This is a genomic window from Rufibacter tibetensis, assembly GCF_001310085.1.
GTDB lineage: Bacteria > Bacteroidota > Bacteroidia > Cytophagales > Hymenobacteraceae > Nibribacter > Nibribacter tibetensis.
In genome coordinates this window covers 4,763,110-4,776,733 of the sequence record NZ_CP012643.1, presented here as the reverse complement: position 1 = coordinate 4,776,733, position 13,624 = coordinate 4,763,110, and the positions used below count along the sequence as shown (strand labels likewise).

The 13,624-nt window shown below is 47.6% G+C and carries 10 protein-coding genes; 5 read left to right on the top strand and 5 right to left on the bottom strand.

Features of this window, described 5'->3' with window-relative positions:
* Positions 1–16 precede the first annotated feature (16 nt).
* Positions 17–271, top strand: coding sequence for a hypothetical protein (locus tag DC20_RS19775; RefSeq protein WP_062545426.1), 255 nt, complete (start codon positions 17–19; stop codon positions 269–271).
* Positions 272–363: 92 nt separating this feature from the next.
* Here DC20_RS19775 and DC20_RS19770 read toward each other — a convergent pair whose 3' ends face one another.
* Complete coding sequence (locus tag DC20_RS19770) at positions 364–711, bottom strand: hypothetical protein (RefSeq protein WP_062545425.1); 348 nt, start codon at positions 709–711, stop codon at positions 364–366.
* Between the two features lie 341 nt (positions 712–1,052).
* Here DC20_RS19770 and DC20_RS19765 point away from each other — a divergent pair, with 341 nt between their 5' ends.
* Positions 1,053–3,527 carry an outer membrane beta-barrel family protein gene (locus DC20_RS19765; protein WP_062545424.1) on the top strand — a complete coding sequence of 825 codons (2,475 nt, stop codon included), beginning with the start codon at positions 1,053–1,055 and terminating at the stop codon, positions 3,525–3,527.
* 229 nt (positions 3,528–3,756) lie between these two features.
* Positions 3,757–4,707: a magnesium/cobalt transporter CorA gene (gene corA, locus DC20_RS19760; protein ID WP_062545423.1), complete on the top strand. Its 951-nt coding sequence runs from the start codon at positions 3,757–3,759 to the stop codon at positions 4,705–4,707.
* 246 nt (positions 4,708–4,953) lie between these two features.
* Here corA and DC20_RS19755 read toward each other — a convergent pair whose 3' ends face one another.
* Both DC20_RS19755 and DC20_RS19750 read right to left on the bottom strand, forming a co-directional pair.
* Positions 4,954–5,703: a hypothetical protein gene (locus DC20_RS19755; protein WP_062545422.1), complete on the bottom strand. Its 750-nt coding sequence runs from the start codon at positions 5,701–5,703 to the stop codon at positions 4,954–4,956.
* A gap of 227 nt (positions 5,704–5,930) precedes the next feature.
* Positions 5,931–8,363: a zinc-dependent metalloprotease gene (locus DC20_RS19750; RefSeq protein ID WP_062546058.1), complete on the bottom strand. Its 2,433-nt coding sequence runs from the start codon at positions 8,361–8,363 to the stop codon at positions 5,931–5,933.
* 211 nt (positions 8,364–8,574) lie between these two features.
* Here DC20_RS19750 and DC20_RS19745 point away from each other — a divergent pair, with 211 nt between their 5' ends.
* Positions 8,575–9,354, top strand: coding sequence for a CPBP family intramembrane glutamic endopeptidase (locus tag DC20_RS19745; protein ID WP_062545421.1), 780 nt, complete (start codon positions 8,575–8,577; stop codon positions 9,352–9,354).
* Between the two features lie 96 nt (positions 9,355–9,450).
* Here the strand turns inward: DC20_RS19745 and DC20_RS19740 are convergent, their stop codons facing one another.
* Both DC20_RS19740 and DC20_RS19735 read right to left on the bottom strand, forming a co-directional pair.
* Positions 9,451–10,278 (bottom strand): FkbM family methyltransferase, encoded by an 828-nt coding sequence (locus tag DC20_RS19740; protein ID WP_062545420.1) that lies wholly within the window; start codon positions 10,276–10,278, stop codon positions 9,451–9,453.
* A gap of 31 nt (positions 10,279–10,309) precedes the next feature.
* Positions 10,310–11,368 (bottom strand): Ldh family oxidoreductase, encoded by a 1,059-nt coding sequence (locus DC20_RS19735; RefSeq protein WP_062545419.1) that lies wholly within the window; start codon positions 11,366–11,368, stop codon positions 10,310–10,312.
* Between the two features lie 367 nt (positions 11,369–11,735).
* Between DC20_RS19735 and DC20_RS19730 the strand changes: the two genes are divergently transcribed.
* Positions 11,736–13,247 carry a S8 family peptidase gene (locus DC20_RS19730; RefSeq protein WP_316934512.1) on the top strand — a complete coding sequence of 504 codons (1,512 nt, stop codon included), beginning with the start codon at positions 11,736–11,738 and terminating at the stop codon, positions 13,245–13,247.
* The last annotated feature ends 377 nt before the right edge of the window (positions 13,248–13,624 follow it).

Genomic DNA, 13,624 nt, shown 5'->3' with positions numbered 1-13,624 from the left:
TTTAAAACGGAAGAATATGGCCAAAGAGAGCAGAATATTAAAAGCGATGTATGCGGTAGTGCAAGACCAGGAAAGTAAAACCGGCTATCCCATAGATGCACCGGCTATCTCAGAGAAGACACCCGGACTTTCTTTGGGCGAGATTGAGCAGGAAATGAGAGATTTACAAGTGAAGAAACTTGTGGAGATCGACCACGGCCCAGACATGGCTTTGTTCTGCCGGTTAACCGAAGCAGGATTAGAGGCGGCGGAAAGAGCCGCTAAAGCTTAAATAAATAAGGAATACAAATGTCATCTGCACTTCCTGTGTCGGGTTATTTTTACCAAAAATGGCCTGAAACAGGAAACAGTAGTTGAAGAGGGTTATTGAAACGCTTTCACGGGAAGTTCTAATTCTTCGCCCGTCATCACAAAAAAGAAGTTCTGGAGTTGGTGTACATATTCTACGGGGGCGCTGGTGGCAATGTAACCCCCGTTGAACACAATCTCTTTGTACTCTGGGTCTAGCGCCCACTGGCTCAGCTCCGGAAACGTAAATTCATGCTCCAGGTCATTGTAGGTTGCGCCAGAAAGCCAATCCTCAGTAAGGGGCATAGGGGCAAAGGCTGACCCATTACCTTTCAATATAGAAATTAGCTTGGGCACATCAAGGGCCACAGGTTTCCCTGCTTCCAAGACTATATTACCCAACCGTAGTTCGTTCGCAAACATTCTGCAATATAAGAGGAATACCTTCCGGGTTAAAATAAACCATACGTGTAAGAAGCCATTCCTATTGTACTTTCTCCTCACCTAATTGATCAAGAATGCTCCGAAATTTAAAATCTATGAGGTTGAGAGACCTTCTGTGACACTAAAAGAGGTAAATAAAATGTACTTTGGGTGCTAAAAAACTGATGCTGAAAGAACTACTGCAAAGATCTTTAAAATTAGTTTTTCAAATCTTTTTTGTGCCGCTCGTGCAACGGTTTTCTTTTTGTGTAGTCTTTAGAGTGTAGTGCGCCGCGAGACAATCCAACCTAACAACACTTACATTTAACTTCTTTTCTGCTATGAAAAAAAGAGCCCTCTTTTTGCTGGGACTGCTATGCCTTTGCCTTTACTTTTCTGAAGAAGGCAAAGCGCAAACCGCTCCGCCAGCCGCCGCACCTGTACCCAAAACGTCTGGCACTATTTCCGGCACGCTCCTGGATTCACTCACCGGCAAATCCATAGAATATGCCACTGTGGCCTTGTTGCAGAAGGGAAGCAATGCCTCGGTAGGCGGTACCCTTACCAATGCCCAGGGACAATTCTCCTTCCAGAATCTGGGGTTTGGAGACTATCTGCTTTCCTTCAGTTTTATAGGATACGCCTCCAAAACCAGCCCGGTACTCTCGTTAACGGAAGCCAACCCCGAGGTGCGGGTGGGTACTTTCCGATTGCCCCAAGCCACTACCAAACTAAAGGAGGTGAAGGTCACCGGCTTACGGCCCATCATCACCCAGGAAGCCGATAAAATGGTGGTGAGTATTGAAGGCACGGCACTGGCCGCCGGAAGAACCGCTTTTGATGTGCTGGCCAAGTCGCCCGGTGTTTTTGTGGACCCAGACGGAAATATTCAACTCAACGGACGGGCAGGGGTAACGGTCATGCTAGACGGAAAGCTTACTTACCTGTCAACTTCTGATCTAAAGAACCTGCTCCAGAGCATGTCGGCGGAGAACATCAAGAACATCGAGATCATCACCAATCCTTCGGCGAAGTATGATGCGGAAGGAGTTTCCGGAATCCTGAACATCAACCTCAAGAAAAATGAGCTGCGGGGCATGAACGGAAGCGCGTTTGTTACCTCTACTTACAACTTCAGGCAACTGGCAGCCACCGTGGGCACGAACGTGAACTACAAAGCCGGCAAATGGAATTCCTTTGCGAGTGTGGAGTACCAGCGCCGGGCCAATAACCGGGATGGCACCTTTACCCGGGTTTTTTACACCCCGGAAAACACCATCTACTTTGACCAGGAAGCCTACGGCAAAAGCAAGAACCTGGGTCCGCCAGTAGTTAGGTTAGGCACCGACTACAGCATCAATGAGAAACACAGTGTAGGCGGAATGGTGTACTTCAACCAAAATAAAAGATGGGAAGACTTCAATACCGGCACTTTCATTGGCAACCAGCCAAACAATCCAGAGCAATACATAACCGCCAATAACTATATAGTAAACACTTTTACAAATTTCACCACCAACCTGCATTATGTAGCCAAGCTTGATACCGTGGGTACCACCTTGTCAGCCGATGCTGACTTTGTGAAAATCTCTAACCTGGGGTATTCCAACTTTTACAACTATTTCGGGAAAGTAGGCGCAGAACAGCCCACCACCCAGGATTTCCTGTATGCCGACTCTGAAAACGGGTTCGACATATACTCCGGGAAAGTGGACTTCGCCAAAAAGTTTGCGAGGCTGGGCAAACTGGAACTGGGCGCGAAAGCCAGCCGCGTGGTGTCTGACAATGACTCCCGCTTTTTCTTCAACAATGAAGGGCTGGTGCTGGATCCCAACCGCACCAACCATTTCCTATACAGCGAGAACATTTTTGCGGCCTACGTGAACTGGAACAACAAATTTGGGGAGCGCTACACCGTACAAGTCGGCTTACGCGCCGAAGAAACCCAATCTAGGGGAGAGCAACTCACCACTGGCCAGGTCACCGACCGCGACTACCTGAACTTCTTTCCCAGCATTTTTGTGCAGCAGAAAGTAAGCGACAACTATGACGTTAGTTACAGCTACAGCCGCCGGATTCAACGTCCCAATTACGGTAACCTGAACCCCTTTGTGCAGTATCGTGACCCTTATACCTACTGGACCGGAAACCCGTACCTGCGCCCGCAATACACCAACGCCTTTGGGATCACCCAAACCTTCAGGAAAGACTACCGGCTGGTGTTCAACTACCAGTACCTGCAAGATGTGATCTCAGAGCTGCCGTTCCTGGACGTGGAAAAAGCCACCACCATTTACACTGTGGGCAACGTGGACAACTCTCAGAACTTCAGTTTGGCGGCTATTGCCCCCATCAAGATTATGAAGAAGTGGGACACCAACAACACGGCCACCGTGTCTTACAATGAGTTCCGGATGATGGTAGACAACGTGCAGGAAGTGAATTCACAGGTGCTGTATACGTTGCAAACCAACCACAACATCTTGTTGCCTTTTGATATTACCATGGAGGTAAATGGAGTGGCAAGAAGCGCCGGCGTATCAGGCCTGTACCGAATCGCGCCCATGTGGTGGGTACACGCAGGCTTCCGGAAAAGCTTCCTGAACAAGAAACTGGACCTGAACGTGAACGTGAACGACATCTTCAGAACCTACCGCCTTAGGTTTGATGCCCGCTTAGGCCGCAACATCAATGATTTTGACCAGTATTTCTACATGCGCAGCGTGGGCGTGACTCTTCGCTACAACTTTAGCACAGGCCAGAAATTTGACCCTAAACGCAGAACCAACAGCTTAGAGGAATTGAACCGTACCTAAACGTGTAGATAGTTAGATAGACTGTCGCCTCTGCCTTTGTTCCTGTTCAGGAGAAGGGCAGAGGCTTTTTGTTCATGGTGGGTTTGAAGTCATCTTTGTGGCAGGAAGGAAGATAGGAAAGATGAGGGCTGTTATCTGAAGGGAGGTAGGGAAGCAAACTTTATTCTATAAGTTTGCAGTAGAAGAAAAAGCCCTCCTATGTTAAGGGGGCAACTACCAGCAGAGTAACATGATTAGAGGCTTCTATATTAAAAGTGGGGAAGTACACTGGGAGAAGAACCCGGATGCCTTCCATGACCAGGAAAAAGGACGTATTATCTGGATTGACCTGCAAGCCCCTTCAGACCATGAGCAACGGTTAGTGGAGGAGGAGTTCGGGATAGAGTTCTTTACCCAACAGGAAGCCGCCGAGATTGAAAGTTCATCGCGCTACTTTGAAGATGACAACATTTTTGAGGCCAACAGTGCCTTCGTGATGCATCAGGAAGGTTCGTACATTACCCGTCAGGTCTCCTTTATCTTGAAAAACGATATCTTGTTTACGCTGCGCCGCACCGAAATGAAGTCTTTTGGGGAAACTGTGCGCAAACTGAAAACTTTCAGGAGCACCACCACCAAAGCAATCCAGATCTGGCTTCTGCTTCTGGAAACCCAGATCGACTATGACGCTGACTTTATAGAGTTCCTTACCCGTACCACTAACGTAGTGAGTAAGCGGCTGGTGAAAGAACAGTCTATTGAAGAGGAAGTGCTGCTCCGCATCACAGAGCTGCAGGAAAACACCATCATCATCCGAGAGAGCATCGTAGATAAGCAACGGCTGGTTTCCTCTTTGTTACGCAGCTATGCCATTGAAGACCCAGAGAAAGAACGCCTGCGTACCATCATCAAAGACATAAACTCCATTCTGCAACACACCCAGTTCAGCTTTGAGCGCTTGGAGTACCTGCAAAACACTTTTTTGGGTTTGGTGAACATAGAACAAAACCAAGTTATCAAGATCTTCACCGTGATGACAGTGGTGTTCATGCCACCTACCCTCATTGCCAGCATCTACGGAATGAACTTCAAGGTCATGCCAGAACTGAACTGGATTGCGGGGTACCCATTTGCACTAGGCATGATGGTGCTCTCGTCTCTTGCGTTCCTCTGGTACTTTAAACGAAAGAAGTGGTTGTAAGGAACAGCAAGTCTAAGCCAATTCACCGCAGATTCTCCCCTTGAGGGGAGCGAAGAGGGGTGTTTACACAGGTGAGCAAGCATTGCTGATTAACAACTTGCAAAAGTTACTTCAAGAGTAAAAAATATAATCTACATAAGTGGACCAGCAGATGTAAACACCCCTCTTTATCTCCCCTCAAGGGGAGAATCTCGAAACTAAACCTTTTTACAGAAAGCATACAGGATTGCTTAGACATGAGCAGGTCTACTCGTATTCTTCCTCACCTATCTCATCCTCCTCATCTGATTCAAAATCAACCTCCTCTTCCAGTTCTTCATCAGCGTCTACTGGTATCAGTTGATTTATAAGGTGCTGATGCTTTGGTTCAAAGATCAACTCACCTCTGAGTAGGAACTTGTTCGCGTTCATCATTACCTCATAGATGGGCGTGTGAATGTGCTTCGGGATTTTGAAGATGCGCTCGTCTCGTTTGTCAAAAGGGGTGGGTACTTTGGAATCAAACAAATAGGGGAGCAGGGTTTTAGAACAACTCATGGCGATGCGGTCAATCTGGTGCTCCTCAAAATACTCCTGCAGCCGCCCATTGATGTTCTCGAAGAACTCCACTGTCTCGCCTAAACGCACCCGCGAACCCGCCCGTGATTTGCCTTTCGTCTTCAAGTACTTGATCTGGCTTTTACCCTGTTTTTTCCGGACCATGTAAGACCGGAACACCTTGTGGTTCAGGTTCACGCCGTCTTCAAAGTACCCTAGCGCGCAGTTCCCCGCCTGAATCAGCAGGATCACATATCTTATTGTTTCGTCCTTAACTGGCACAAGATGGTTATTCAACGCTGGAACCGCCAGGGGTAACCGGAAAAACACCTGCTCGTTTCCTGCTGCATCTAAGAGAATTACCCGGTGCTTTTCATAGTCATAGGTGGCGGGTAAGCCCTGCTCTTTAATCCTTTCCAGCACCTGGTCAGCCATTTCTCGGGAAACAAATCGGTTCATAAAAGCTTCTAACAAAATTCCTGTCCCGCGAAGATGCACAATGTTCCGGAAAGGCTAAGATTGAATAAGACCTGCGGCATGGTCTGCTTTATATTTTGTAGCTACTTTCAGGAAAATGGCTTACAAACAGAGTTAATGGTTAATCTCTCTTTTACTTCTCTAAACTAAAAATCCCACCTTTGTAAGAGATGGGATTTAGGTCTGATATATCGAAAACTGCCTTAAAACTATTCACAACCAATTGCTCCCATAGAGCCGATGGGTGCGCCGGGAGGCAGGTCTTTGTGTAGTTGCGGTTTGGCTTCCTGAGGTTTTTTAATACGGTCTAAAGCTAAGAGGGCGTTGGCTTTCACGCTTTCGTCTGATGATTTCGCCTGCTTTTTGGCTTTCTTCTCCAACTGGTTTAACTGCAGCAGTGCCGCGGCCCGGGCAGAATAAGCGGCTTCTTCGTTCTGGGAAAGGGCAAGTAAGTGGGTAAGGACCAGCTGCTGAGTCAGTAATCGAACCTGGTTGTTTAGGCCAGAAGCTTGTTTGCTTTCCCAGGTTTGTTCCATTATTTGGTTCAGGACTTCATTCAGGCCTAACTTGCTGCCTCTTGCTTTTAACTCTACTAAACGGGTGGCCCGCTCTGGGTGGAACAGGAACGACAGCGTGAAATCGGCGGAGGCTTCTGCCGCAGCGAGAGGGTCAAAGGTGAGGCCGGTGCGTTTGTCAAACAACTCCCGGGTAGGCGACCAACCAGCCGGACGGGGCGGGATAGCTGCGATGATTTTCTCCGGCAGGGCTAACACGTTTGGCTGCAAGGTGGCGAGCAAAGCATCTAAGGCTTTCTGTTGCTCGGCCTCCGGTACAAACTCAGTGACCAGTTGTCCGTCGCCGCGGGAGGCGTAGGTGTAGTTGACGCCGCCTACCACTTTGGCTGCGGCCTCTACCTGGTAGCGGTGGTAGTTGTAGATGGGTACCAACACGTCTTCCAGCATGGCCATAGGCACGCCCGGCTTGATGTTGTTCACCCCGAACCGCTCCAACGCTTTCTGCCGCACGGTTAACACATGCTTCAGTTCCTCGGCAGCATTGCCTCCGTTGTCCCAAAGGTGGGCCTGCGGATGCGCTCCTCCGGTAGCCCGCGCATCACGGTCAGAGATGAATTGTAAACCGCGTTTGTGGCTCTCGCGCAGCAGTTGGTCAAAGGCTTGGGCTTCATTAGTGCCGGCCGGAAAATGCTGGTAACCAAACTTAATGGCTTCTTTGTCCCACTCGCCAATGCCCACGGCGTACGCATCAGACAAATCTATCTCACCGCTGGCTGTTAGTTTCACGGTAGGGTGCGGGTAATCCATCACCGAAGCCCTGTTTGTCACGCTGGCGGCATAGTTGTGCATAATGCCCAATGTATGTCCCAACTCGTGCGCAGATAACTGCCGCAACCTGGACAAGGCCATCTTCATCATCTCGGTGTTGGCGGGTTTGCCTTCTCCATAAGGCGCCAACAATCCCTCAGCAATCAGGAAGTCCTGACGCACGCGCAGAGAGCCCAGGCTTACGTGCCCTTTGATGATTTCGCCGGTACGCGGATCTGTGACGGTGGCCCCATATGACCAACCGCGGGTGCTGCGGTGTACCCACTGAATTACGTTGTAGCGCACGTCCATTGGGTCAGCGTCTACGGGCAGGATCTCTACTTTGAAGGCATCTTTGTACCCGGCGGCCTCAAACGCCTGCGCCCACCAGCGGGCACCTTCGAGCAGCGCACTTCTGATAGGCTCCGGCGCGGCGTGGTCTACGTAGTACACAATTGGCTTCACGGCTTCAGAAGTGGTGGCCGCCGGGTTCTTTTTCTGCAAGCGGTGCCGGGCAATGAACCGTTTGATGATGGGCTGGTCTACGGGCGTGCTGAAATCCATGTACTCAATCCCGAAGTAGCCGGCCCGCGGGTCCATGGCTCTGGGCGTGTAGTTCTTATCTGGGAGTTGGATAAAGGAGTGGTGCTGGCGGACCGTGGTGGCTTGAGCCGAAGGCGTTACGCTGCGCACGAACCCACCGGCATCTTCTCCGCCGGTAAAGGTGAGGGTGGCCTCAAATTCAGAGTTCTGCGGAAAGTTCTTCGTGCGGGGCAGGTACATGGCCGAGCGGGTAGGGTCTAACCGGTACGTACCCTGACGGCTGCGCCGAATGTTACCCACCACGTCATGCGCATCGCGGAGCAGGAACTCGGTGGCGTCTACCAGCACTTTGTCTCCTTCGGTGGCTTCCACTTTGAATCCCCATAGCGCGGACTGGGCGAACGACTGCGCCACGGCCTGTTCTTCAGCGGGGTTGCCGTTCATGGCACGGTAGCTCTGATTGGGTTCTATGAGCAGCACTTTTGGGCCTACTTTGTGAAAATACACCACATGCTCTCCGCCCAACTGACCACGGTCCAGCCCGATGTCATTGGAGCCCAGCCCGGCGGCCAGGGAATTTACATACAGAAACTGCTGGTCTAGCTTGTCAATTTCCAGTAAGATTCGGCCGGTGACTTCATCCCAGTAATAAGGAAAGTACCCGCTGAATTTCTGCATATCGGCCGTTTTACTGGCTAAGCTTGCGGGTTTGTTTTGAGCCCAAATTTGGGAAATCATTAGAATTGAAAGGAAAAAGGGGAGTAGCGTTTTGCGCATAGATTTAAGAAAGTAAGCCTGAAACGAAATGAGTTGGATAAGGTAGTGAATTTGAAACATAGGGGCAAGGCTATGTATTCTTTATCCCACTTCCATGCAAAAACAGGCTCTATTAAAGGAGTAGCCTCTATATCTTTAAAATTCTATATTTGTGAAGCTTTCCCGCTGTTGTTCATCCTTAACGTCAACTAAGATGATCTAAGCCCAAACCTTGAACCCTTCTCCTGTATCCAAAAAGCACAACTGGCTACCCGTGGTAGTAGGGTATATCGCCATCGCCCTCACATACCATGCCGCTGAGTACGCCATGCGGTTCCACCAACACATTCCCCTGTTCTTAGGGCTGATGTTGGCGGTCATACCTGTGGCGTATGGGGTGGCAAGACTACAGGGTTTCCAAGGACTGAGTGCCTGGGGAATGAAGATCAATGGAAAGTACGCGCTCCTGTTTTTAGTGGGCCTAGGGCTGGATTTGCTTTTCAACGGGATTGCTTTTCTGGTGCGGCTCTGGATGGGTATCGAGATCATCTCCGGCACTCCTGATGCGGCAACTATGGTGAGCCAAACTCTACTTTTCGCGGTAGGCACCTTTCTGCCTTCCTTAGCCGAGGATATCCTGACCAGAGGCTACCTTTTTGGCCATCTGAAAGCCAGGTTAGGAACGTGGGCGTTTATTCTGGTATCTTCCAGCGTCTATGTCTTGAATCACCTCTACTCGCTTGATGATGGTTTCACCGCCCTGGCTTACTTGTTTGCCATTGGGGTGATGCTGGCCATTCCCCTGATGTACACCAAAAACCTATGGTACTCCGTAGGCGCCCACTGGGCCGGAAACATTGTGTATCGCTTTTCAAATGACGTGCTCAACGTGGAAGAGGGGCCTTCCTCTTTTCCTGACCTTTGGGAACTGACCTTCTTTATTTTACTTCTAGCAGTGGTGAATTACTGGGTAAGTAAACGGATGAGTATAGCGTTGCGCTTACATAGGTAATAAACCTAAAGTTGAGGAGGCCCTTTTCGCTCTTTTATATAAAGATCGATAAGGGCTTCTTGGTTGAAATAGAGGTTCTTAGAAACTTTTCAATGATCAAAATTCTAGTTTCCTAGTAAAGGAAATCAAGTAATCCGGTGAATCGAATAGTGCAGATGACGTGGTCATTTTCACTACAAACTTCAGATTTTTGAGTTGGTTTGTAAAATGGCCTACATCTGGGTTTATCTGGGGGTGATACTCTACCACAATTTCATTCACAAACGAAATTTTACCACTCTCTACTAACTCCTGGATAACTTGTACTTCTGCTCCTTCAATGTCTAACTTCAATAGGTCTACTGGTTTATCTATATAATCAGAAAGAATTACTGCGGGCACATCAACAGAAACGGTTTCAGGACCAGCATTGAATAGTCCTGCGTTCAATTTGCCTATTGGTTTGGAATGTGTACGAAAAGTAAGAGTGCCCTTGACAGAAGAGAGTGCTGCTTGAACCAGTGTCACTTGGCTTAGTTTGTTATACAGGATGAACTTTTCTAAAAGCTGAAAAGAAGCGGGGTCTGGTTCAAAGGAAAGGATTTTAGCATTGGGGTAAAGGAGCGTAAAGTACAAGACGGCCATTCCTACATGACCACCTCCATCTATGATAAATTGTTTTTCCTCAGGTGTCTTGCTTCGGTAACAGTCAAGCACGAAGATCTCTTCAAACTGGTTGGCTAGAAAAACATAGCTTCTGAAGAAAACCCGTCTCCCCAATAGGTCCATCGAAAGGAAAGGGGAGACGGTCTTCTTTTTCCACTTACCTAGATGGGCCTGAACTATAATTTTTGTGTAAGCAAAAAGCAGGGCACTGAAGGAGCACCCATGCTTTTTGGTAAGTATCAAATAATATACATTCAGGTAGTGAAAGAGTAGCTTCATAGGCCCACTTACAGGAACAACTCTTTTTACCTTACAACGTCACCCCGAACTTCTCGCCCAAGCCTTCTAAATCCTTCACCACGGGTGGCAACAAAGGAATTCCTTCTTTCAGGCGCTGCTCAGTGAAGAGGCGTTCCGGGTCACCGGGGATGAGGACCTGGTGGCCTTCTTTGGCTTTGGAGCTTCTGAAGCGCGTGATCCAGTTGTCCATGTGCAGTTTAAAGTCCTCGGCCGGACGGAAGGCGTCAACCCGCATGGCCCCGAAGAAGTGTCCGATACCTTCACCTACCGGATCTGCGGGCGGAGCCAGGAAGCTTACGAACGGCGGTACCCAAGGGCCATAGTTGGCACCGGATAACACCGCCGAGAAAATATCTACCACGGCACCCAACGCATAGCCTTTGTGGCTACCGGTGTCACCGCCTAAAGGAAGCAGGGCTCCACCGTCTTTCAGTTCATTAGGGTTGATGGAAGGAGAACCGTCTACTGCCTGAATCCAACCGTGAGGGGCTTCCAGGTTCTTGCGCTGCAGCATTTCCAGTTTACCGTTGGCGGCGGTAGTAGTGGCTAAGTCCGCCACAAAAGGCGGTTGCTCTTTAGCCGGAATGGCGACGGCAATAGGGTTCGTGCCCAGTAAACGTTCCAGAGAATAAGTAGGAGCTACCAACGGACTAGCGTTGGTCATGGCCACTCCAATCATGTCCAGCTCGAGGGCTTTCATGGCGTGATACCCGGCAATCCCGAAGTGGTTGGAGTTTTTCACGCTCACCCAACCACTTCCGGCTACTTTCGCTTTCTCTAACGCAATCTGCATGGCTTTGGGAGCCACTACCAGGCCAAGGCCTCCGTCTCCGTTAACAGTGGCAGTGCTGGGTGTTTCATGGACAATTCTGATGGTAGGAGTGGCATTGATGCGACCTGCTTCCCACAACCGAATATACCCAATCAGACGGGCTACCCCATGCGAATCAACTCCGCGGAGGTCGGCAGAAAGCAAGGTTTCAGAGGCGGTTTGGGCATCTTCAGGAGGGCAGCCAATAGCTAAGAAGATTTGACGGGAGAAATCAAAAAGACGTTGGTAAGGGTACATGCGAAATTCATGATGATAAAGGCCAAAGGTAAGTTAATTGAGGAAAACATTTCAATGTAGAGTGGTGCTTAGGTTATGAAGCCTTTTAGGGTTCATTTACTCTGAAAGCAGGGCTCCTCCAATCAACTTTTTTGGATTCTGTAAACTCCTTTTGGTTCTGCAATGCGAATGGTAAATAAGCTGTGTGTTAAAGAAACATAAGTATTACTAAATATAGAATTTTGATATATTCTGACACTAAGGAATTCTGAAAGGGCTATTTCCTTTCTTGTTCGTAAATGCCGCATAATCAAGATAGTATAAACTAGGAATTATTTAGAAGCGCCAAAAATAGGATGATTTAGATAGTATTAATCTAACATCTTCTTTGTATATTTATTTAAAAGCTGGAGAATCCGGTTTCATTAACTTTAACCCCCTTACTAACATGAAGAAGAGTTTACTTTATTTCTGGAAGTATGCCTTCGCGGCAACAGTACTGTCAGCTTCCATCTTGACTAGCTGTGATTCAAATCAGTTAATGGAAAATGAAGAGTTGTCAGCTTCTCAGCAATCTGCGGCGCAAGCGGGCGGGCACGCGATGGTTCCTAATGAGGTTCTGGTAAAGTTTAAAGCCGGATCCTCTGAAGAAGCCAAAGCAGCAGTACTGGCCCGCATCAGTGGAAAAGTCAAAGAAAAAATCCTAACCAAAGCCATGGAACGAGCAGGTGATAAAGATGGCCTAGTTCTGGTTCACACGCCTATGGCCGCATTAGATGCTGTAGCCAAAGCCAAAGGCCTGGAAGTGGAGTATGCTGAGCCTAACTGGATATATACCCATGATGCAGTAGCTCAAGATTCATATTACACGAGTGGTCAACTTTGGGGTATGTATGGTGATGGCACTTCACCTGCCAATCAGTACGGTAGTCAAGCTGGCGAAGCTTGGGGTAAAGAACAAACTGGATCATCAAATGTAGTAGTAGGTATCATTGACGAAGGTATACAAATCACACATCCAGATCTTGATGCTAATATTTGGATAAACCCAAGGGAAAAAGATAACGGGGTTGACGATGATGGAAATGGGTACATTGATGATATAAATGGGTGGGATTTTGACGGTAATGACGAAACAGTTTATGATGGTGGGTCTAGGGGAAGTTTGGACGATCATGGCACTCATGTTGCCGGGACTATAGGAGCTGAAGGATCATCTACTACTAAATCAACTGGCGTCGTGGGTGTAAACTGGAATGTGAAAATGATTTCGTGCAAATTCTTAGGCCGAAGAGGAGGGTCTTTAACAAATGCTATTAAAGCACTAGATTACCTAACTGACCTAAAAACTCGCTATGGTATAAATATAGTGGCTACTAACAATTCCTGGGGTGGTGGAGGCTTTTCACAAGGCTTGCTTGATGCTATTGTGAGATCAGCAAAGGCAAATATCCTCTTCATAGCTGCAGCTGGAAACGGAGGTGGTGATGGAGTTGGAGATAACAATGACTTAACAGCTAGCTATCCATCTAATTACAACACTACTAAAACTACTTCAACAACTTACCCAGCAGCAACTTATGATGCAGTTATTGCTGTTGCAGCAATAACTAAAACTGGAGCTAAGTCTACTTTCTCTAATTTCGGTGTCAACACTGTTGATATTGGGGCTCCTGGTTCTGATATATGGTCTACTACAGCCTTTAATACATATTCTTCTTATAATGGTACTTCAATGGCTACACCACATGTAACAGGGGCGGCGGCACTGTATAAAGCTATCTATCCTTCTTCTACTGCAGAACAAATTAAAGATGCTATTTTGTTGAAAGCTACCAATACTCCCACATTGGATGATTTAGTAGCGAACTCTCGTCGTTTAAACGTAAGCAGTTTTTAAATTACTAAAAAGACACTTTTAGAAGCCATCCTGTACTATTCAGGATGGCTTTTTAATTTATCACAAAACTTTATACCTCGTTTATTTCTAAGAAGCCCTAAATAGTGAAATGATTAATTCTACTCTTAGCCAAGTAGAAATCAATTACGTCTACAACAATGAGCGCGGAATAGGAAAAACAAATAATTAGAACATTTATTGAATAGGTAATTTCAAATAATGTAAAGATGTCAATTTACTTGATAACTAGTTGGTATTTTCCTGTTTTAAGCTGATCACAGATGTTCTCTGCCCCTTCACATTGTGCTACATCGAAGTGACGTCAGACGAGCTTCAGTCTGTTCTAGAAAAATTTCAAGTATATACAAAAAGGCTAT